This is a genomic window from Archangium sp., assembly GCF_057119385.1.
Window position 1 is genome coordinate 22,698 of record NZ_DBNGVP010000138.1, and the last position, 20,627, is coordinate 43,324.

Annotated in this window: 21 protein-coding genes; 4 read left to right on the plus strand and 17 right to left on the minus strand. The window is 69.7% G+C overall.

All coding sequences use genetic code 11. From position 1 onward, the window contains the following. Genes AC16DP_RS33585 through AC16DP_RS33595 form a run of 3 tightly spaced genes read right to left on the minus strand, consistent with a single transcriptional unit; the run spans position 1 to position 2,816 of the window. The gene (locus AC16DP_RS33585) at positions 1-1,128 is read right to left on the minus strand and encodes an SDR family oxidoreductase (protein ID WP_329730047.1); all 1,128 of its coding nucleotides are present in this window, start codon (positions 1,126-1,128) and stop codon (positions 1-3) included. A gap of 54 nt (positions 1,129-1,182) precedes the next feature. After that, positions 1,183-2,160, minus strand: coding sequence for a 3-oxoacyl-ACP synthase III family protein (locus tag AC16DP_RS33590; protein ID WP_329730048.1), 978 nt, complete (start codon positions 2,158-2,160; stop codon positions 1,183-1,185). After that, complete coding sequence (locus AC16DP_RS33595; RefSeq protein WP_329730049.1) at positions 2,157-2,816, minus strand: 4'-phosphopantetheinyl transferase family protein; 660 nt, start codon at positions 2,814-2,816, stop codon at positions 2,157-2,159. Before AC16DP_RS33595 ends, AC16DP_RS33590 begins: the two co-directional genes overlap by 4 nt. Before the next feature lie 86 nt (positions 2,817-2,902). Here AC16DP_RS33595 and AC16DP_RS33600 point away from each other — a divergent pair, with 86 nt between their 5' ends. Both AC16DP_RS33600 and AC16DP_RS33605 read left to right on the plus strand, forming a co-directional pair. After that, positions 2,903-3,304 carry an HIT family protein gene (locus AC16DP_RS33600; protein WP_329730050.1) on the plus strand — a complete coding sequence of 134 codons (402 nt, stop codon included), beginning with the start codon at positions 2,903-2,905 and terminating at the stop codon, positions 3,302-3,304. Then, positions 3,301-3,546 (plus strand): acyl carrier protein, encoded by a 246-nt coding sequence (locus AC16DP_RS33605; RefSeq protein ID WP_329730051.1) that lies wholly within the window; start codon positions 3,301-3,303, stop codon positions 3,544-3,546. Before AC16DP_RS33600 ends, AC16DP_RS33605 begins: the two co-directional genes overlap by 4 nt. A 64-nt stretch (positions 3,547-3,610) precedes the next feature. Here AC16DP_RS33605 and AC16DP_RS33610 read toward each other — a convergent pair whose 3' ends face one another. Both AC16DP_RS33610 and AC16DP_RS33615 read right to left on the minus strand, forming a co-directional pair. Beyond that, a complete protein-coding gene (locus AC16DP_RS33610) occupies positions 3,611-5,425 on the minus strand; it encodes an AMP-dependent synthetase/ligase (protein ID WP_329730052.1) in 1,815 nt (604 codons plus the stop codon). A 163-nt stretch (positions 5,426-5,588) separates the two neighbouring features. Continuing rightward, a complete protein-coding gene (locus AC16DP_RS33615) occupies positions 5,589-6,410 on the minus strand; it encodes a hypothetical protein (protein ID WP_329730053.1) in 822 nt (273 codons plus the stop codon). Positions 6,411-6,628: 218 nt separating this feature from the next. Here AC16DP_RS33615 and AC16DP_RS33620 point away from each other — a divergent pair, with 218 nt between their 5' ends. Continuing rightward, complete coding sequence (locus AC16DP_RS33620) at positions 6,629-9,271, plus strand: AAA family ATPase (RefSeq protein WP_329730054.1); 2,643 nt, start codon at positions 6,629-6,631, stop codon at positions 9,269-9,271. Positions 9,272-9,319: 48 nt separating this feature from the next. Beyond that, complete coding sequence (locus AC16DP_RS33625; protein WP_329730055.1) at positions 9,320-10,795, plus strand: serine/threonine-protein kinase; 1,476 nt, start codon at positions 9,320-9,322, stop codon at positions 10,793-10,795. 46 nt (positions 10,796-10,841) lie between these two features. Here the strand turns inward: AC16DP_RS33625 and AC16DP_RS33630 are convergent, their stop codons facing one another. The 12 genes from AC16DP_RS33630 to atpD form a co-directional block, all read right to left on the minus strand. Continuing rightward, positions 10,842-11,882: a cytochrome d ubiquinol oxidase subunit II gene (locus tag AC16DP_RS33630; RefSeq protein WP_329730056.1), complete on the minus strand. Its 1,041-nt coding sequence runs from the start codon at positions 11,880-11,882 to the stop codon at positions 10,842-10,844. Then, on the minus strand, positions 11,872-13,203 hold the full coding sequence (locus AC16DP_RS33635) for a cytochrome ubiquinol oxidase subunit I (RefSeq protein ID WP_329730057.1): 1,332 nt from the start codon (positions 13,201-13,203) through the stop codon (positions 11,872-11,874). Before AC16DP_RS33635 ends, AC16DP_RS33630 begins: the two co-directional genes overlap by 11 nt. A 127-nt stretch (positions 13,204-13,330) precedes the next feature. Next, positions 13,331-13,861, minus strand: a complete 531-nt coding sequence (locus AC16DP_RS33640; protein WP_329730058.1) for a hypothetical protein — start codon at positions 13,859-13,861, stop codon at positions 13,331-13,333. Further along, on the minus strand, positions 13,858-14,262 hold the full coding sequence (locus tag AC16DP_RS33645) for a phage holin family protein (RefSeq protein ID WP_329730059.1): 405 nt from the start codon (positions 14,260-14,262) through the stop codon (positions 13,858-13,860). Before AC16DP_RS33645 ends, AC16DP_RS33640 begins: the two co-directional genes overlap by 4 nt. Positions 14,263-14,440: 178 nt before the next feature. After that, positions 14,441-15,484 carry an ADP-ribosylglycohydrolase family protein gene (locus AC16DP_RS33650; protein ID WP_329730060.1) on the minus strand — a complete coding sequence of 348 codons (1,044 nt, stop codon included), beginning with the start codon at positions 15,482-15,484 and terminating at the stop codon, positions 14,441-14,443. Between the two features lie 159 nt (positions 15,485-15,643). Then, a complete protein-coding gene (locus AC16DP_RS33655) occupies positions 15,644-15,901 on the minus strand; it encodes a hypothetical protein (RefSeq protein ID WP_329730061.1) in 258 nt (85 codons plus the stop codon). Positions 15,902-15,903: 2 nt separating this feature from the next. Next, complete coding sequence (locus AC16DP_RS33660) at positions 15,904-16,362, minus strand: RrF2 family transcriptional regulator (protein WP_329730062.1); 459 nt, start codon at positions 16,360-16,362, stop codon at positions 15,904-15,906. Next, on the minus strand, positions 16,340-17,356 hold the full coding sequence (locus AC16DP_RS33665) for a 2Fe-2S iron-sulfur cluster-binding protein (RefSeq protein ID WP_329730063.1): 1,017 nt from the start codon (positions 17,354-17,356) through the stop codon (positions 16,340-16,342). The genes AC16DP_RS33660 and AC16DP_RS33665 overlap by 23 nt, the downstream gene beginning before the upstream one ends. A 20-nt stretch (positions 17,357-17,376) precedes the next feature. Continuing rightward, the gene (locus AC16DP_RS33670) at positions 17,377-17,766 is read right to left on the minus strand and encodes a group I truncated hemoglobin (protein WP_329730064.1); all 390 of its coding nucleotides are present in this window, start codon (positions 17,764-17,766) and stop codon (positions 17,377-17,379) included. Positions 17,767-18,093: 327 nt separating this feature from the next. Continuing rightward, the gene (locus AC16DP_RS33675) at positions 18,094-18,498 is read right to left on the minus strand and encodes a F0F1 ATP synthase subunit epsilon (protein WP_329730065.1); all 405 of its coding nucleotides are present in this window, start codon (positions 18,496-18,498) and stop codon (positions 18,094-18,096) included. A 31-nt stretch (positions 18,499-18,529) separates the two neighbouring features. Then, positions 18,530-19,072, minus strand: a complete 543-nt coding sequence (locus tag AC16DP_RS33680; RefSeq protein ID WP_329730066.1) for a hypothetical protein — start codon at positions 19,070-19,072, stop codon at positions 18,530-18,532. A gap of 31 nt (positions 19,073-19,103) precedes the next feature. Further along, a complete protein-coding gene (atpD, locus tag AC16DP_RS33685) occupies positions 19,104-20,549 on the minus strand; it encodes a F0F1 ATP synthase subunit beta (protein WP_329730067.1) in 1,446 nt (481 codons plus the stop codon). Positions 20,550-20,627 lie beyond the last annotated feature (78 nt).

Sequence of the window (20,627 nt, forward strand, 5' to 3'; positions counted from 1 at the left end):
TCAGATGCGGTTACGACCCCAATCGGTGGCCACGCAGTGCCGCAGCACGTCACGCAGCAACTGCTTCGCGGGCGGCGGCTTCACCCGCTCGCCGAGCAACGCGTGCACGGGCGCGGCGTCGAAAATCTGATTGGCCAGCAGGTGCCCGTACATGGTGTCCCCGAGGCGGATGACCTCGTGGGACTGCTTGTTCTGGGTCTGCAGCAGCGTGCGCCGCAGCAGCGTATAGGTGTCCTCGTCCACCACGTCCGGCGGGAGGAAGACGCCCTGGGCCCAGCGCCGCTCCGTCTCCGCGGACACCTCGGTCATGGTGTCGATGAAGTCCTGCAGCCGCAGGCCCGCGTCGCCATTGCCGATGTGGAAGGTGCGTCCCGGCTGGTAGTGCTGCAGGAAGAGCGTGAGCAGGGCGGCGGCCGCGTAGTCGTTGGAGGACAGGTCCATCCGCGAGTCCGGCGTGCCCGGGAAGGCACCCACGTGGCCCTGGTAGAAGAGCCGCATGAGCGAGTGCATGGAGTTGTAGCGCGTCACCTCGCCGTCATCCCGGCCGATGAGGTAGGCCAGCCGGTACATGGCGATGGGCAGCTGCTTCATCAGCCCGCGCACCAGGTGCTCCGCCTCGTACTTGCTCTGCTCGTACGGGTTGACGAAGTCCGACGCGTGCACCTCGTCCGTCTCCAGGAAGCGGCCCGGGCGCTTGCCCGCCACGAAGAGGGTGCTCACGTAGCCCACGCGCTCCAGCCGGCGCAAGGAGCGCACCACCTCGAAGACATGGCGCGTGCCGTCCACGTTGGCCGCGCGCGCCTCCGGCAGGGGCGCATCCAGCTCCACGTTGGCCGCCGAGTGGATGACGTGCGTCACCTCGCTGGCCAGCCGCGCCGCGTCCTCCGGTGACAGCCCCAGCCCGGGCTGGGAGATGTCGCCCAGCACGGGGATGAACTGGCCCTCGGGCGGACGTGCCGAGGCCTCGGGCCACAGCTTCGCCGCCAGCTTCGACCAGCGCGCCTTGAGCACCACGGGCGAGGGGGCACGAATGAGCGCATACACCCGCGCCTTCGGCGTGTTGCGGACAATCCAGCGCGCCATCTCCATACCGACGGCGCCGGTGACTCCGGTGAGAAACAAATGCATGCGGGGGGGACCTCTGGGGGGACTCCGGGGGGAGAGAGGTGGACCCGGGCGGAACTAGATCTGCACGATGCTGCAGCCCCAGTGGGCGCCGAGCCCGAAGGAGAACATCATCACGTGGTCGCCCTTCTTCACCAGACCCCGGTCGATGACGTCCTTGAGGTTGATCCAATTGTCCGCCGCCACCGAGTGGCCCTTGGGGCGGATGTTCTCCGTGTAGATCTTCTCCAGCGGGATGCCGGTGAACTTGCTGAGGATCTCCCAGCTTCGCAGGCTGACGTTGTGGGGGATGAGGAGCTTGATCTCCTCACGCGCCAGGCCGCTGGCCTTGAAGGTCTTCTCCAGCACGCGCTTGCCGGTGGGGAAGTAGGCGGCGAGCAGCTCGTTCTGGTGGCCGTCCGGATCCCAGTAATAGCCGCGGGTGAGCGTGTGGTACGTCTTGAGGCGCAGGCCCTCGGGGTCGCGCGACAGCAGCACCGCGCACGCCGAGTCGCTGCAGACGTTGTAGACGACCTCGCGCTTGATGCCGTCGGGGAAGACGTCCGCGTTGACGCACAGGGCGTACTTCAGGTCCTCCATCTCCATGACGGCGTGGGCCAGCCACACCGCATGGGACAGGGACACGCAGCCCAGCTCGCTCAACCCCACCGTGCGCGCGTTGGACAGACCCAGCTCGTCCTGGAGGCGCGTGCTGGAGAAGCGGAACAACCCCAGGTGCGCGTTGTCCCCGGTGGGGAACTCGGCGAGGGACTCCCCGCGCGGCACCATCGAGCTGGTGGGCAGCACGCTGGCGTTGATGAGCAGCCCCACCTCCAGGGGATCCACCCCGTGGCGCTCCAGCAGCGCCTTGAGGGTGGTGGAGGCGAGCTGCGTGGCCGGCACATGGGACACCCGGCAGTCGCCGAAGCCGAAGTCACGCATCGTCTCGGGCGTGCTGACGAGCCGCCCTTCCGCCGAGAGCTGCTCGAGGCCGACCTGCCGCTCGGGCAGCGTGTAGTGGATGCCGTGGATACGGATGGAGGAGGAGGGATTCATGAGTGCACGACGGCCAGCAGGTGATGACGCAGGGGCAGGAAGGTGAAGGACAGCTCCCCCTCGAAAGGAGGCGCGAGCCGGAGCACGCCCTCACCCAACTCGGGGACCAGGGAGCGCAGCGGAAGGGGCCGGGGCGGGCGGAGGGCCTTGTAGAGCGCCTCCTTGAGGACCCACAGCCGCAAGGCCAGCTCCGGCTCCCGCTCGCAGCGGGCCCGCTCCGCGGGTGAGAGGAAGAAGTGCCACAGACGCTCCTCCACGGGAACCAGGGGCTCCACGTCCACCCCCACCCGCCCGCGAGCCGTGACGGCCGCCACCGACAGGGTGCGCGCGTGACTGAGCGACACGTCCAGGGGCCCGGGCCCCTCCGGCAGGTGGAGCTGGGGCTCGCCCTGGGGACCCGGCAGCACCTCGACCCGGTGCATCATGAGCTCCGGGCCCAGCAGCTCCCGAACCACCTGCTTGCACACGTGACGCCCGCGCAACCACTCCGGCCGCCGTTGGGGCAGCACCCGCTCGTCGAGACACACCCGCTCCCCGGGCGACAGAAAGGATTGAAGGAGGGGGTCTTCCCGCCGCTCCGCCAACACGCCAACGCCCACACCACTCCACGCCAGGAACGTGAACCCCTCCGGATGAGTGCTTGCCGTACGCTGCATCACCCCAGAGTCCATACTTAGTGTGTAAAGTAGACCTGCCCGGTAAGCAAGGGAGCACCGACTTTTCAATCAATGGAGAGTGCAGAGTGGCTGAGAACAACATCTTCGCGCGCATCGTGCGCGGCGAGATTCCCTGTCACAAGGTCTGGGAAGACGAACGGCACCTGGCGTTCCTGGACATCCGTCCGGTGAGGCCGGGACACACGCTGGTGATTCCCAAGGCGGACGGAGACTACCTGTTCGACCTGGAGCCGCAGCGGTACACGGAGCTGATGCAGGCGGTGCGCACGGTGGCGCGGCTGCTCAAGGAGCGCACGGGGTGCGAGCGCGTGGTGGAGGTGGTGCTGGGTTACGAGGTACCCCATGCCCACGTGCACCTGATTCCCACCGACTCCATGGCGGACCTGCCTCCCATCGTGGGCACGCCGGCGGAGCAGCCGGAGCTGGCGGCCATGGCGGCGCGGCTGCGCCAGGGCCCGGTCTCGTGAGCGCGAGGAGCCCCGAGGACATCCAGCGCTGGCTGGTGGAGCGGGTGGCGGGCTTCCTGGAGCTGACGCCCGCGGACATCGACGTGCGCGCGCCCTTCCAGCACTACGGCCTGGACTCCATGGAGCAACTGCGCGTCATCGGCGAGCTGGAGACCTGGCTCCAGCGGGAGCTCGACGAGACGCTGCTGCGGCAGTACCCCACCATCGAGTCGGTGGCGGCCTTCCTGGCGAAGGCCGCCTGAGGCACGGAGGGCTCTGGCACCCGGGAAGTCACCCGGGTCCCGGAGCCCTCCCGGGCCAGGGGACTCAGGCCGCGCGCTCGCCGCTCTTCTCGGCCTCGCGGTACAGCTCCTCCACCGCCTCGCCGAACTTGTTGAGCACGTTGCGCCGCTTGAGCTTGAGCGAGGGCGTCAGCATGTCGTTGGCGGTGGTGAAGTCCTCGCTGATGAGCAGGAAGCGCTGGGGCTTCTCGTAGCCCTTGGCCTCCTTGCAGAACTGGTTGATCTGCTCCCGGTAGAGCTGCTGCACCTCCTCGCGCTTGAGCAGCTCGGGGATGGAGCTGATGTCGAGCCCCTTCTCGGTGGCCCACTTCTTCAGCGACTCCATGTCCGGGACGATGATGGCCACGTTGAAGGGCTTGTTCTGCCCGTGCAGCATCACGTTGACGATGTAGGGCGAGAGCTGCAGCGCCTGCTCGATGGGCACCGGCACCACGTACTTGCCGTTCTCCAGCTTGTACTGCTCCTTGATGCGGCCGGTGATCCACACGTAGCCGTCGTCATCGAGCACGCCCATGTCACCGGTCTTGAAGCCGCCGTCGGCGGTGAAGACCTTGGCGTTCTCGTCGGGCAGGTTGTAGTAGCCCATCATCACGTTGTGGCCGTAGACGACGATTTCCCCCTGCTTGGGGTCGCCCGTCTCGGAGCGGTCGATGACGACGCGCGTGCCGGGGACGGCCTTGCCCACCGAGCCGATCTTCCGGTTGTTGGGGTAGTTGGCGGTGGCGATGGGAGACGTCTCGGTGAGGCCATAGCCCTCGTAGACGGTGATGCCGAGGTTGTCGATGAACTCGGCCACCTCGCGGGAGATGGCGGCGGCGCCGCTGAAGGCGTACTTGAGGCGGCCACCGAAGCGGGCACGCACCTTGGAGAAGACGACCTTGTCGAAGAAGGCGTGCTGCAGGTCCAACAGGGTGCTGCTCTGGTTCTTCTCGGCCAGGGCCTTGCGCTCCTTGGCCACCGCGAGGCCGCGGTGGAAGAGCATGCGCTTGATGGGCGACTCCGCGGCCATGCGCTTCTGCAGACCGTCATAGATGCGGTTGAAGATGCGCGGCACCGAGAAGAGCAGCGTGGGCTGCACCTCGGAGAGGTTGTCGACGATCTTGTCCACGCCCTCGGCGATGCCCATGGCGGCGCCCATGGAGAACAGGCCGTTGAGCTCCACGTTCTGCCCGAAGGAGTGCGCCCACGGCAGGAACGACAGCGAGCGGTCCTCCTTGTTCATGGGGAAGAGCTCGTGCATGGCCTGCACGTTGCGCGCGAGGTTGGCGTGGCTGAGCATCACGCCCTTGGGGTTGCCGGTGGTGCCCGAGGTATAGATGAGGCCGGCCAGGTCCGAGGGCTTGGGCGTGGTGACGGGGCTGGGCGTATCCGCGCCGCGGCGCAGCAGGCACGCGAAGGTGTCCGCCTCGGTCGCGTTGCCGGTGAAGCGGAGGATGTGCTCCACCTTGGGCAGATCCGACTTGATCGCCTTGAGCTTGGCGGCGATGGAGTCGGTGGCGGCGAACACCACCTTGGCGCCACAGTCATTGAGGATGTAGGCCCACTCCTTGTCCAGCTGGGCCTCGTACATGGGGACGTAGGCGGCACCCAGCGTGTAACAGGCGTAGGCACCCACCGCCCACTCGTGGCGGTTGTTGGAGATGACGGCCACGCGGTCCCCGTGCCCCACCCCCAGCTGGGCCAGGCCTCCCCGCAGGTCATCCACCATCTGGCCGAACTGGATGTACGTCATCCACGACCACTGTCCGTTCTTCTTCTCGCCGAAGAGCGGCCGAGGGCCAAAGGAGGCAATGCTCTGCAGGAAGACATCGACCAGCGTCTCGAACTTGGGGCTCGTCATCGGGATTCGGGCTCCTGGGGTTCCGGAAAGTACGTAGAAGCTACTCCAAATCCGGGCCCTACTGGATGGGTCCAGAAGCGCTTTCGCTCATACTCCGGGTGGAAAACGCCGCCAGTCCTCGGAAGTAGAACCTCCACCCGGGGTTGACCCAGTGCGTCACGGCCTAGAAGACGCCGCTGTTGCAGACCTTGTTGGGCGTCTTGGTGTTGTTGTTGGGGCTGTTGGTGGTGAAGAGCACCGTGGTGGTGGCGCCGGGGCTCAGCAGGCTGGTGGGGTCGGAGGAGTTCCACTTCCCGGTGGTGCGGTTGGAGAAGTAGTCCCAGCGCACCCAGCCGCGGCCGCGGGCGAACCAGAAGCGCTCGGCCTCGGGGCTGTTGTAGTACTGGGCCGAGTTGGGGTCGTCGGAGATCCAGTGGTACCGGTCGATGATGACGACGTCGATGGTGCCGAGGCTGCCTCCCATGGCCATGGGACCCTGGTAGCGCAGGAAGTGCCGCCCGTACGCCCAGGGATCCTGCCGGCCGGTGTAGCGGCAGGTCGTCTTGTCGAACCACTTGATGGTGGTGCTGAAGGACGTCTCCTGGCCCACCGTCCAGGCGCGGGGCATCCACAGGCTGCCGTGCGGAGCGGCGTCGTAGGAGTTGTTGGGCGAGCCCGGAGGCGCGGTGGTGTCTCGCTCGAGCGCGATGGCGGTGTCGGAGATGCCGAAGCGCTCCCAGAACGTCGTGTTCGTCTGCTTGACGTAATAGAGCTTGTTGATCGGCGCGCTCTCGAAGAAGTCCTGCTGGATTTGATTGGGGTCGGCGGCGAAGTGCAGGGCATCGCCGTTGTTGAACATGTACTCGATGACCAGGTCATACACCTGGCCGGTGTCGGTGGTGGCCGGGGCGAAGCGGGTGCCGGCGTGCGCCGCGACGGGGTGCAGGGCCGTGCCGAGCAGGGCAGCCGCCAGCGTGGCGGCCATGCGCTTGAAGGAAACCTTCATGGGGATTTCTCCTGGAGGAGACAGGTTGGGGGGGAATGGACAAACTACATGACATCCAGAGGGGGAGGAAGCCGTAAGGCGCTGTAAGGCGTGTAAGGCGATGTTGGGCGTGTAAGGCGATGCTGGGGATGTCTGGGAATGATGTCTGTCATCAGGGGCCGAGCCACGGCTGGAGGATTGGACGGTGGCGGCGGCCTCATGACACGATGCGGCGCCACATGCATCGACGTGTGCCAGCACCATCGCCCATCTGGGTGGGCCGCCAGACGGAGCTCGGACGCCTCCAGGTGATGCTCGAGCAACTGCCGGTGGCGCTCGTGTACGGCGTGGGAGGCGTTGGCAAATCCACGCTCGTCTACGCGCTGGCGCAGGGCCGCGGAGGCCCCGTCATCTATGCCAGCGTGTCTCCCGGGGAGCCGCTCGCCGCGCTCGTCGATGACGTGCGCCGGCAGCTCGCGCGGGGCGCCGTCCCCGAGGCCCGGGATGATGACGAGCGGTTGGTGGACCTGGCCAGGCGGCTGGATGAGCAGGGGACGCTCTGGGTGCTCGATGATCTGCACCGGCTGGACGAGGCCTCGCGCACGCGCCTCGTGGACGTGCTGGGCCGGGAGCTGGGGAGCGGACGGCTGGTGGCCACCTCGCGCGAGCTCGTCCCGATGCTCGGGGGCACCGCGGACCGCTTCGAGCTGAAGCTGGGCGGGCTCGACGAGCAGAGCGCCTGGGCCCTCTGGGCGAACCTCGACGCGCTCTACGGCCCCTCCTCCGGCTTCCAGGTGGCGTGGACCCGCAGCCGGGGCAACCCCTTCCACCTGCGGCGCGCCCACGCGGGGGGAGTGCTCGAGGAGGACCCGAGCACCGCCGCCATCCGCACGCTCACCCCGGACCAGCGCCTCGTCGCCACCGTGCTCGCGCTCTCGGCGTTCGAGATGAACGTGAAGCGGGTGGAGCAGCTGCTGCCGGAGCCCCGGGCCCGTGCCGCGCTGCGCGGGCTCGTCGTCCAGCTGATTCTGGAGGTGGATGGCAGCGGGCGCTGCATGCTGCACGACATCCACCGGGATGCGCTCCTGGCCTCGCTGAGCCCCGAGGAGCTGCGGGACAACCACGCCCGGCTCGCCACGCTGCTGGCCAACGCCGACCTGGATCCCGTGGTGCGGGTGCGCGAGCGCTGCCGCCACCTGTGTGCCTGCGGGCGCTTCGAGGAGGCGGGACAGTTGCTGCTGGAGTCCGGCACGGAGTTCATCCGCCTGGGCGTGGCGAGCGAGCTCTTCCGGGGCTTCGAGGCCATTCCCCCCGAGCACCGCACACCGGAGATCATCCATGCGCGGGCGCGCACGCTCGCGCGCCTGCTGAACGTCCGCCGCGCCCACGAGGAGCTCCTCCGGCTGGACGTGAGCCGGGTCCGGGAGCCGCTCGACATCAAGGCCTCGCTGGCGCACGTGGCGATGCTCACGGGGGACCTGGTGGCCGCCGAGCGCGAGGCCCGCGCGGTGCTGGGGGATCCGCGCGCCACCGACGCGCTCCGGATGCGGACGGGGACGGTGTTCGCGCTCACCCGCACGTACCAGGGCTTCGGCGACGAGGCGCGCGCCTTCATCGACGCCGCCGAGCGCACGGCGGCCCTGCCGGCGCACCAGGGCTTCCTGCGCTTCACGCGCGCCTTCACCTTCTGGCTCGACGAGCGCAACACCGAGGCCGTGGAGGCCATGGAGAGCGCACGCGCCGTGTCCCGCGACGCGCCGCCCACGTTCCGCGCGAGCGTGCTCGGGCCCATGTTCTACGCGGGCCTGCTCTCGAGCACCGGACGCTTCGAGCGGGTCGAGGAGTTGCTGAAGCAGGCCGAGTCCCTGGTGCGCCACGAGCAGGATCCCCGCCTGCGCATCTCCTGGCACGCGATGCACGCGATGGTCCTGCACGATCGCGGAGAGCGCGAGGCGGCGCTGGGCGAGCTGCGGGTGCTCGAGAATGCCTTCCACCGCTCGGGAGAGCTGCTGGGGGAGCTGTGGGCGCGCGCGTGGATCGGCCGCGAGCTGATGCTCCTGGGGCAGTGCGCGGAGGCCGAGCGGCACCTGAAGGAGACGGACGCCCTGGCCCGGGAGCGCGGCATCCTCGGCATGTGCGCCGCCGTCGAGCGTTCCCGGCGCGAGGATCCGCTGGTGCGCCTGCGCGAGGAGCGTGTCGAGGCGCCCCACCCCGAGAAGCGGGGCGAGGTGACGCGGGCGCGGGCCCTCTCGGCGCTCCTGTCCGTGGCGGCGGGAGACACGGAAGCGGCGCGCGCGGCGATCGACTCGGTGCGCGCGACGGCGCTCGGCGCGGACTACGGGCTGGATCGCGCCATGGTGGCACTGGCGGAGTCACTGGCGGCGCGGCTGGCGGGCCATCCGGAGGCCGAGCGGGACGCGAGCCAGCGGGCCGAGGCCGAGGCGAGCGCGGCCTCCGTGGACCCGGGGCTGCTGGAGCGCCTCCGCGATGTGCTCGCTGTCACCCGGCGCGTCACCGCCCCCGGGCGCGCGATGCGGGCCGAGGTGCCGCGTGACGACGGGCCCGTCATCGTCGACGCGCGCAAGCACGAGCTGCGCTACCCGGGGCACGTCATCCCGCTCAAGCAGCGGCCCGTCCTGCGCAAGCTCCTCTACACCCTGGCGAACCGCCCCGGTGATGTCCTGCCCAAGGAACTGCTCGTGGAGCAGACGTGGAACAAGTCCTATGAGCCGCCCGTCCACGACAACCTGCTCTGGGTGAATGTGTGCCGGCTGCGTGAGCTGGTGAGCGGCTCGGGGATGACGCTGGAGCGGGAGGAGAGCGGCTACCTGCTCCAGGTCCCGGAGCGGTTCGTCTACATCGCGCCCGAGCGCGGCGACTAGGGGCGCTTTACCCCCGGGGGTCTCCAGGGTAGGAGGGGAGCCCGCACCATGATCGAGTCCGGCGCACGCATCGGGGATTATGAGATCTGGGGCCGTATTGGCGGCGGCGGGATGAGCGACGTGTGGCTCGCGCGGCATGTGCTGCTGGCGTCGCCGCTGGTGATCAAGACGCTCAAGCCCCACTTCCAGGCGGACCCCGAGGAGCGCTACCGGCGCATGCTCAACGAGGCCCGGCTGATGGCGCGCGTGCCCAGCCACCGCGTGGTGCGCGCCACGGACGTGCGCATCCACCAGGGAACGCCGCTGCTGGTGCAGGAGTACGTGGACGGCATCGACATGGACGAGGTGGACGTGCGCCGGCGCCGGGCCCTGGGGTACGGGCTGCCGCTGTGGTTCGTCTGCGAGGTGCTCGCCCAGGTGGCCGAGGGGCTCGCGGCCGCGCACCTCACCGGCATCCTGCACAGGGATCTCAAGCCGTCGAACATCCTGGACTCGCCGGAGCTGGGAACGAAGCTGGGGGACTTCGGCATCGCGGTGGCCAAGAGCGTGGGCGGAGCGAGCGGAGGGGAGATCTCGGGCACCGGGCCGTACATGGCTCCCGAGGTGCTGCGCGGAGAGGCATTCGACCGGCGCGCGGACGTGTTCGGGCTGGGCGCCACGGCCTATCACCTGCGCTATGGACGGCCGCCCTTCGATGGGATCGAGCCCCGCCTGCGAGGAGAGGCGCACCCCGTCTTCCCGAGCCCCAGTGGGCCCGAGGAGGCGTACTTCCAGCACGTGCTGGCGCGCATGCTCGCGCCGCACCCCGAGGCGCGTTTTCCCGATGTCACGCATGTGCGTCACTTGTTCGAGCGGCTGGCCAACGCCACGCGTCCGCCGGGCGCCGCCACGCGCCTGGAGGACGGCACGCTGACGCTCGGATCCACGCGGATCGTCTGTGAGACCGGAGACCTGGCCCTGGCGCAGGTGGAGGGTATCGTGAGCCCGGCGGTGCCCCGGTTGAACATGACGGGTGGGGCCGCGGCGGCCCTGCGAGCCCATGGCGGAGAGAGCATCCAGGAGGAGGCGCACCACTGGGGAGAGCAGCCGCTCGGGGCGTGTATCTCCACGGGGGCGGGGCGGCTCGCGTGCCAGCGGGTGCTGCACGCGGTGAGCGCGTGGGAGGAGGTCAGTTGCATCGGCCGGGCCATGCAACGGGCGCTGCTCACCGCGGAGGAAGAGGGGCTGAGCTCGCTCGCGGTGCCGGCGCTGGGCACGGGCGCGGGACGGGTCACCGTCGAGGCGAGTGCTCGCGCGGAGGCGTCGGCGTTGAGGTGGCACCTGTTGCTGGGCGGCAGCCGGCTGCGCGAGGTGCGCTTCGTGTTGTACGAGGAGTCCCTGCGCGAGCGCTTCCGGGAGGTGCTCGAGAGCGTGCTGCTCGACGCGGACGCGCCCACGCCCGAGGTGGGCAGGCCCGCGCAGATTTTGGAAGCCGCACCCGATGACAGGACGTTCGTGCCCGCGGTGGCGCGGCGCCTGGCCTGACCCGACGCATCCCCACTATCCCCTCTCCCCTCGGGAGAGGGGAAATTCAGCGCGGGGTTCCCGCGGAACCTCTTCGGACCTGGCTGGCCTCCCTCGGTGCGGACTGGAACACCCTCAACAGGAAGAACAGGGACGGGAGGATGAGCGCGGCGCCCACCGCGAGCGCCACCAGCAGGGCCCGCTGTGTAGCCACGGACGCCGCCGAGCCCTGAAGCGTGAAGTCCGGCACCACGAGGTACGGGTACTGCGAGGCCGCCCACCCCGCCACGATGAGGCCCACCTGCGCCGCCGCCGCCACACGCGCCGGCCAGAAGCGCCGCGCGAGCAGCAGCCCGAAGGCCAGCACCGCCGCCACCGCCGTCGCCGCGTGCAGCACCAGCGCGAAGGGCGAGCCCGTCAGCCCCTCCCACACCCGCGGCGCGCCTCCCCGAGCGAGCACCAGCACCCCCAGGGCCGCCAGGAACACCGCCACGCCCGCGCCCAGTGCCCGCCGCCGGAAGTCCTCCTGGAGCCCGGACTCGCGCGTCTCCGCGGTGAGGTACACCGCCGCCAGGAAGGCGAAGAGGCACAGGGCCAGCGCCCCCACCGCCAGCGCGAAGGGCGACAGCCACGCGGAGAAGAAGCCACTCACCACCGCGAGCCCCCGCACGCGGATGTCCCCGCTCACCACCGCGCCCACGCACATGCCCAGCAGCGCCGGGGACAGCACGCTCGCCACGCTGAAGACGAGCCCCCAGCGCCGCTGCACCGCGTCCCCGCGCGCGTCGTACGTGCGGAAGGTGAAGGCCGTGCCCCGGAAGACGATGCCCAGCAGCAGCAGCGTCAGCGGCACGTGCAGCGCCACCGACAGCGCCGCGAAGGCCCTCGGAAACGCCGAGAAGAGGATGACGACGCCGATGATGAGCCAGACGTGGTTCACCTCCCACACCGGCCCGAGCGCCTTCGCGATGAGCGCCCGCTGCTCCGCCTTGCGCGGCCCCGAGGCCAGCAGGTCCCACACGCCGCCCCCGAAGTCCGCGCCCCCGAAGAGCGCGTAGAGCACGAAGGCGCCCACCAGCGCTCCGCCCAGCCACAGCTCAGTGCTCATGGGCCACCTCCCCCGCCTGCGGCTCGTGGCCCGGCAGCGTGCCCGCCACCTGTCTCACCATGAGGAAGACGACCATCGCCCCCAGGAAGAGGTAGACGAGCGTGAACGTCCAGAAGGGCGCCGCCAGGTGCTGCACCGGTGTCACCGCCTCGCCCGTGCGCATCACCCCGCGGATGATCCACGGCTGGCGTCCCCACTCGGTGACGAGCCACCCCGCCTCCATCGCCACCACCCCGAGCGGCCCGCACAGCAGCCACCCCCACAGCACCCGCCGGTCCTCGGGCCACGCCTTGCGCCGCCAGCGCAGGAAGAGCGTCACCACCGACAGCAACGCCATCACGCCCCCCGTCCCCACCATCACCTGGAAGGCCACGTGCACCTTGGGCACCGGCGGCCACTCGTCGCGCGGGAACGCATCGAGCCCCTTCACCTCCGCGTCCGGATCCATGAAGGCCATGAGGGACAGCCCCCGGGGAATCTCCAGCGCGTAGCGCAGGGTGCCCGTCTCCATGTCCGGCAGCCCGCCCACGCTCAGTCCCGCGCCCCGCTGTGTCTGGAAGAGGCCCTCCGCCGCGGCCAGCTTCAGCGGCTGCGCGCGCGCCACGTGCTCCGCGGACTGGTGCCCCACCAGCGGCTGCACCAGCGCGGAGAGACACGCCAGCGGCAGTGCTATCGAGAGTGCCTTGCGGTGGAAGGCCGCCCCCGGGTGCCGCAGCAGCACGAAGGCGTGGATGCCCGCCATGGCGAAGGCGCTCGCCTGGTAGCACGCGAGCAGCGTGTGCGCCGTCTGATGCCGCCAGCCCGGGCTGAACATCGCCGCCACCGGGTCCACGTTCACCGGCCCGCCCGCCGTGAGCGTGAAGCCCGAGGGGTCGTTCATGAAGACGTTCACCAGCGTGACGAAGAAGGCGCTCGCCGCGCCGCTCAGCGCCACCATCACCCCCGAGAAGAGGTGCAGCCCCGCCGGTATCCGCTCCCGCCCGTACAGGTAGATGCCGAGGAACACCGCCTCGGTGAAGAAGGCCGTCCCCTCCAGCGCGAAGGGCAGGCCGATGACTTCTCCGTAGGTCCCCATGAAGGCGGGCCACAACAGCCCCAGCTCGAAGGAGAGCACCGTGCCGCTCACCGCGCCCACCGCGAAGAGGATGGCCGTCCCCTTCGCCAGCTTCCGGCTGAGCACCGCGTAGTCCGCGTCTCCCGTCCTCCGGGCCTTCAGGTCACTGAGCACCATCAGCAGCGGCAGCGCGATTCCCGCCGCCGCGAAGACGATGTGGAAGGCGAGGGACAGTCCCATCTGGGCACGCGCGTAGAGCAGGTCCATGGCGTGGATGAATCTGCTTTATGCGTGCATTCCACGCAATCAACAATTCTTATCCATGTGAAGACGAGAACGCGGCGCTCCCCGGTGACGGAGAGGGCCGCGTCCGTGGGTCCATGGTACCGGCTCGCTACGCGTGGGCCGGAGTCTGCAGGAAGCGCAGCCCGAGGCGCTTCCTGCCCTCCGGTGCCGGTGTCTGTTCGGCGGGCGGCAGCAACGACTGCACCGCGCGCCGGGCCATGGCCGAGGCCAGCGTGCTCACGAAGATGAAGACGAGCTTGCGGCCGAGCTCGATGGGCACGGGCCGATCCTCCGCACGAGAGGCCACCCGGTCCGGGTGCTCCCAGGCGCGCCGCACCGCCTCCGCGCGATGCTTCCACAGCAGCTCCTCGCGGTGACGCGCCCGCCACCACGAGTAGCCCATGCCCACCACGGCCAGCCCCAGCGCCACGCCGCCCGCTTGTATGAGCACGTCGCGGTTCTTCTCCACGGCCTTGCGCACCTGGAACTTCACGTCCAGGGCCCGCTCGCGGCGCCGATCCAGCTCCTCGAGGGTGAGCAGCAGCTCGTCGCGCAGCCGGTCCGCCGTCTTCTCCACCTGCTCGCGATCGCCCATGCCCGCGGTGATGTGCCCGCCGCTCTTGTTGTCCTGCTCGCTCATTGCAGTGTCTCCCGCGTGCGGGCGAGGTCCGTCTTCAGCCGCTCCTGCGTGTGGGGCAGGGGCTTCTTCGGCAGCCGCTTGACGCCCGCGAACGCCAGGCCACCCGACACCACCAGCAGGAAGACGCCCACCAGCAGCACGCCGAGCGTCTCGCTCAGCGGCAGTGCCAGCCCCAGCGCCACCAGGAGGGCCGCCAGGGCCATCAACCCCAGCACGCCTCCGGCTCCCAGGAGGATGCCCGAGGTGCGCGCCGCCTTCATCTCCTGCCGCAGCTCCTTCTTGGCGTGCAGCACCTCGGCCCGCGCCAGCAGCCGGGCCTCCTCGATGGCATGGCGGATGAGCTCCGCCGTGGACAAGGACTCCAGTTGCCTTCGCTCCAGACGCTCCGACTCGAGTTCCACGTCTCCGCCTCCCGGGGCATCCGGCGGGCCCCCCCGTGGTGCCGGGTGTGTCCCGCTCTCCCGCGGAAGGTGGGAGCGGGAACATTCCGCGGGAAGTCTGGACGCCGGGACGCGGCAACGCCCGGCTGCCTCCCCTCGGGCGGGCGGGCAAGCAGGGGCCCGGCTCCGTGCCGGCCGCTCAGCGGCGGCGCTTGGGGTGGTGCTGCTGGGCCAGGGCCGTGGCGAGCGTCTCGCGCACCTGCCGCGCCTGGAAGAGGCGGTCCGCCGTGTCCAGCAGCGTCTCCGCGTACAGCACGTGCTTGCGCAGCCGCGCCGGAATGGCCGCCGTGCCCAGGTGCGCGCCCACCAGGGCTCCCGTGCACGCCGCGGCCACGTCCGCCTCGCCTCCGCAGCGCAGCACCAGCTCCACCGCCTGGCGGAAGTCGTGCGGCACCTTCAGCGTGGCGTACAGCGCGGTGAGCAGCACCGGCACCACGTGCGGCGGCAGCCCGTCCACGCCCTTGAGCTGGCTGGGCGGCACGCTCACCTTGCGCAGCTGCGTCAGCGCTCGCGCCGGATCCCACGTCAGCAGCCGGGGCAGGTGCCGCAGCTCCTCGGCCAGCTCCTTGTCGTGCGCCGCCGCCGACAGCGCCAGCTCCTCGCAGAACTCCGCGGGCGTGAGCGGCTCGCTCGTCGTCAGCCCCAGGGCAATGGCCTGCGCGAACGCGGCCGCCGCCGCCGCGCACGTGGGATCCTTGTGCGTGAGCACCGTCAGCACGCCCGCGTCGTGGCGGATGCGCACCCGGCTCTTGCTCTCGAAGAGGCCCACCACCACCGCGCGGCTGAGCACCGAGGGGCACTTCACCCCCAGCGGCGCGCCCGCGCTCATCCACGGCGTACCCTGCGCCAGCTTCTGCAGCGCCTCGGCCAGCTGCTTGGGCGGCTGCAGGATGATGCCCTCCTGCCACAGCCACGCCAGGTGCGCCGCCGCGCTGCGCCCATCCACCTTGTTCTCGCGAATGACGCTCTCGGCCGCCGCCAGCATCAGCTGCGTGTCATCCGAGAACTGGCCCTTGGCGAACTTCCCCCGCGGCCGAGGCGCGAAGTCCTCCGCCAGTCCAGGCAGGCGTGTGAGGCTCGCGGGCGGAACGCCCCGCAGGGGAAACCCGAGGGCATCTCCGATGGCGAGTCCCAGGAACGCCGCGTGAAACCTGTCCTGGCGTTCGGCGGGGGTCAGCGACATGGGGAGCGGCAAGATAACCGAGCCGCGTTCCGTGACTAGCCCCGACTTTCATCTCTTCGTGAGTTCCCCGCATGCCGGCGCACAGCTTGGGTGAAGGTCGCTCTCCCACCACAAGGTGCTCCGGCCAACGCGCCACTGGCACGCGGCATGCCGGGTGCCTCAGCCGTCGCGGCCGAGGTTGACAACGGCCTGCAGTCTCGCCAGGACGGCCTGCGCCCCCTGGTGCAGATGCTCGCCGTCCCAGAGCGCCGGGGTGCTGTGTCCCCCGCGCTCCTTCCACGCCGCCTCCGCCTCCTCGAAGGCGACGTTGCGCAAGCTCACCCGGTCCTCCAGCGCGTAGTCCACCACGTAGCGGCGCGCCTCCGCCGAGCCCGGCTCGGCGATCCGGTGGAAGAGCTCCAGCACGCGCCCCACCATGCTCAGCTCGCCTCGGCGTCCGCCGCGGGCTTGAGGAAGTAGGCGGACAGCTTGCGCGGACTGCGCCGCACCAGATCTTCCAGCGTGTACTCGTCCAGCGTGCCCAGGAAGGCGCGCGTCGCCTCGTTGAGCACGCCGATGAGCCCGCAGGCCGGGGTGATGGGGCAGGTGTTCGTCTTCGGATCGAAACACTCCACGATGTGGAAGTCCGGCTCCATGCGGCGCACCACCTCGCCCACGGAGATCTCCGAGGGCGGCCGTGCCAGCACCACGCCGCCCGAGCGCCCCGGCCGCACCTCCACGAAGCCGTGGCGGCCCAGCCCCTGCACCACCCTCACGAGGTGGTGCTTGGAGATTCCATAGGCACCGCTCACCTCGCCCGTGGAGATCACCCGATCCGGGTTGACCGCGAGGTACAGCAGCACGCGCAGCGAGTAGTCAGCGTGAAGCGTCAGATGCACGGCTCGTCACCCCCGCCCCGTCCTGCGACGGAGGAGTGCTCGGGAGGAACGCATCCGCATGGAGGTCCTTGAGCGACAGTCCGGCGAGGAAGAGCTTCTTCCTCAGGGATAGCACCAGCGCCGGGTCGCCGCACAGATAAGCCCTCCAACCCGCCGGCCGGGGGCATTCTTCCTTGATGGCCGCGTCCAATGCCCCCACCGTCAGCCCCACTCTTTCCTGTCCCTTGAGAACACAGGGGCGGTACTGGAGCTGATTGTAACAGGATTGCAACGCGCGGAGCTCCTCCACGAGGTAGAGGCCGGAGGTCTCGAGCGCCCCATGGAAGAGCCAGATGGGCCCGGTGTGCCCTTGATTCAGCGCGTCCTGGAGGATGCCGTACAGCGGGGCCAGGCCCGTGCCCGTGCCCGCCAGCAGCAACGGCTGTTCGGGCCGCCCCGGCACGTAGAAGCACTCGCCCGCGGGGCCCTGCAGCTCCAGCGCGTCTCCGGGCCGGGCCTCGTCGAAGAGCCACCCACTCATGCGGCCTCCGGAGACACGCCGGACGTGCAGCTCCAGGGTGTCCTCGTGCGGCTGGCTCGCGAGCGAGTAGCTGCGCGCCAACCCGTCCGCCCGGAGGAGCGACACGTACTGGCCGGCCCGGTACTCGAAGGCCTTCTCCGGGCGCAGCCGCACGCACAGCACGCTGTCACTCAAGCGTTCGAGCGCGGTGATGCGCGCGGGCACCCGCAGCTCCGCGCCCGCCCCCGCCACCTCGAGCTCCCCCTCAGGGTGGCACGCACACGCGAGGAAGTAGCCCCGGGCCTTGAGCGTGTCCTTCAGGCCCACCTGGGCCTTCGCCGGCACCTCGCCGCGCTCGGCCCGCATCAGGCAGGACTGGCACGCCCCCGCCCGGCACGAGTGCGGTACCCGCACGCCCCCCCGCAGCAGTCCGTCGAGCACCGACTCGCCTTCGTCCAGCCCGTACCACTGGCCCTCGTGCTTCACCCTCGTCATGTGCACGCCCCCCTTCCGGCTCAGCGGTTGAGCACGTCCGCCCGCGCGCTCTCGGCGATGGCCAGCACCTGATCCACCAGCGGCTTCGCCACCCCCAGCTCCAGCAGCGTCGCCGACAGGTGCTCCGCCACCGCGTTGAAGTGCGTGTCATCCAGCCCGCGCTTCACCAGGTGCGTGTGCCCCTTGCGCATGTCCTTGCCCGAGTACGCGCTCGGCCCTCCGCACACCATCGTCAGGAACGCCTTCTGCTTCGCCGCCTGGCGCTCCATGTCCACGTCCTCGAAGAAGTGGCTGATGCGCTCGTCCGACAGGACCTTCCTGTAGAAGAGATCCACCGCCGCATCCATCGCCCCCTCCCCGCCAATCTGCTCGAACAGGCTGCTCTTCTTCTCCGCGACGTTGGTGCTCATGCGCTTGCTCCCCGGGCCTCTCGAGGCCCCCTGATTCGATGCATCTCGAATGCATCTTTAAAGATGTATCTTGAATGCTCCTTTTTTGACACGGCGTCAAGTGGTTTGCTCGCACGGACGGTGAAAAGGACTGGGAGGGTGCGTGGAAACGACGAAGCCCCCGATGCCTGACGCCCGGATTCGCGGGCATCGTGCACGGGGGCTCGGTTCGAGGCGTGGGGTGGGAACCCGGGGTCCGGATACCCTCACCCCGTCCCTCTCCCGAGGGGAGAGGGGTACTTCTCGCGGGGTAATTCTCTCAGGGTACTTCTCCTGATGGGGGACGGCTCAGCGCATCGTGGCGGCGTTCATGCGCGCCGTCTCGCGGCGCACCGTGGCCTGCTCGATGTCGAAGCGCACGTCGTCCGACGACATGCCGCGCAGACGCTCCTGCGCCTCCTGCATCCGCCGCTTCGCCGCCTCCACGTCGATGCCCGTCACCGACTCGGCCACGTCCGCCAGCACCAACACCTTGTCGTTGCTCACCTCGACGAAACCGCCCGCCACGAAGTAGTACTCGCGGCGCCCTCCGTCGATCAACGTCAGCGGCCCCGGCTCCATCAGCGACAGGAACGGCGTGTGGCCCGGCCGCACGCCGAACAGGCCCTTGCCGCCCGGAACGATCGCCTCGTCCGCCTGCACCGACAGGATGCGCTTCTCGGGGGTCACAATCTCGACCGTCAGCTTGGCCATGGGCTTCCGTGCTCCCTGCAGTACCGCTTTTTCAGAAGGTCAGCTGGTGGGACTTGCCGCCCACCGTCTCGAACTCGATGCGCCCTGCGTCCGTCAGGCGCGGGCCCTTGCCCGGAACCCCGAGCACGCCCTCCAACCACTTGAGGTGCTGTCCCAACTCCCGCACCTCCGACACCTCGCGCGGGCTCACGAAGCTCAGCAGGCGCCGCTCCTGCAAGCGCCCCTCGCGGCCATACTGCTCGGCCACCACCGTGTTGGCCCACGCGGGCACCTTCTTGTACTGCTTGCCCGTCAGCTTCACCGTCCCCTTGGGCGCCAGCGGGAAGAACACCCACACCCGCTCTCCATCGTTGGAGACGAAGTACAGGTCATCCACCCCGCCCACGCACTGCTTGAGCGTCCATACCGGCCCGCTCTCCTTCGCCACCTCCAGGGTGCACTTCCCCGGAGCCTGCTGCACCAGGCGCACGGTGAAGGTGCCGTTGGCACTCACCCGCGCACGGCTGGAGCGCTCCTGCCCGAGGGCCGGGAGCGCCACCAGCAACAGCATCAGCAAGAGGGTGGAACGCAGCACGTGGGCTCCCTCCCAGGCGGAGACGGCCGGCTCAGGCCGCCGCCATCTTGCGGGCCTTCTCCAGCGCCTCGTCGATGCCGCCCACCATGTAGAAGGCGGACTCGGGGATGTCGTCGTGCTTGCCGTCGGCGATCTCCTTGAAGCCCTGGATGGTGTCCTGGAGCTTCACGTACTTGCCCGGCGAGCCGGTGAAGATCTGCGCCACGAAGAACGGCTGCGACAGGAAGCGCTGGATCTTCCGGGCGCGCGCCACCACCAGCTTGTCATCCTCGGACAGCTCGTCCATGCCGAGGATGGCGATGATGTCCTGCAGCTCCTTGTAGCGCTGGAGGATGCCCTGGACCTTGCGGGCCACCGCGTAGTGCTCGGCGCCCACCACGTCCGGCGAGAGGATGCGGCTGGTGGAGTCGAGCGGATCCACGGCCGGGTAGATGCCCAGCTCGGAGATGGCGCGGTTGAGCACCGTGGTCGCGTCCAGGTGGGCGAACGTGGTGGCCGGCGCCGGGTCCGTCAGGTCGTCGGCGGGCACGTAGATGGCCTGCACCGAGGTGACCGAGCCCTTCGTCGTGGAGGTGATGCGCTCCTGCAGGCCGCCCATCTCCGTGGCCAGCGTGGGCTGGTAACCCACGGCGCTCGGGATGCGGCCCAGGAGGGCGGACACCTCGGAACCGGCCTGGGTGAACCGGAAGATGTTGTCGATGAAGAGGAGCACGTCGCGACCCTCGATGTCGCGGAAGTACTCGGCGATGGTGAGGGCCGTGAGGGCCACGCGGGCGCGGGCGCCGGGCGGCTCGTTCATCTGCCCGTACACCAGCACCACCTGGCTCTCCTCCAGGTTGTCGATCTTGATGACCTTGGAGTCCTGCATCTCGTGGTACAGGTCGTTGCCCTCGCGGGTGCGCTCACCCACGCCGGCGAACACCGAGAAACCACCACGCTCCACGGCCACGTTGCGGATGAGCTCCTGCAGGAGCACCGTCTTGCCCACGCCGGCGCCGCCGAACAGGCCAATCTTGCCGCCACGGGTGTAGGGGGCGAGCAGGTCGATGACCTTGATGCCGGTCTCGAACATCTGCACGCGCACGTCCTGCTCCGTGAACGGAGGAGGCTGGCGGTGGATGGGCCAGGACTCCTTGGCATTCACGGGGCCCTTCTCGTCCACCGGGTCGCCGGTGACGTTGAGGATGCGGCCCAGGGTGGCCTTGCCCACGGGGGCCTGGATGGGGGCGCCCGTGTTCTTCACCGGCACGCCGCGGGCCAGACCCTCGGTGGAGTCCATGGAGATGCAGCGCACGGTGTTCTCACCCAGGTGCTGCGCCACCTCGAGGGTGAGGTTGTCCGCCGCGTTGCTGATGTTGGCGTTGGTCACCTTGAGGGCGGTGTACACCTCCGGGAGACCCCCGGGCGGGAACTCCACGTCCACCACAGGTCCGAGAACCTGCGTCACCTTGCCTACCGTCGGAACTTGAGCGCTCATGGAATGTCTTCCGTCCCTCGTCGAAATTGTGGCCCGGGGGATGGGCGGGCCCCCTCTACAGGTGGCCTCCCCCAGGGG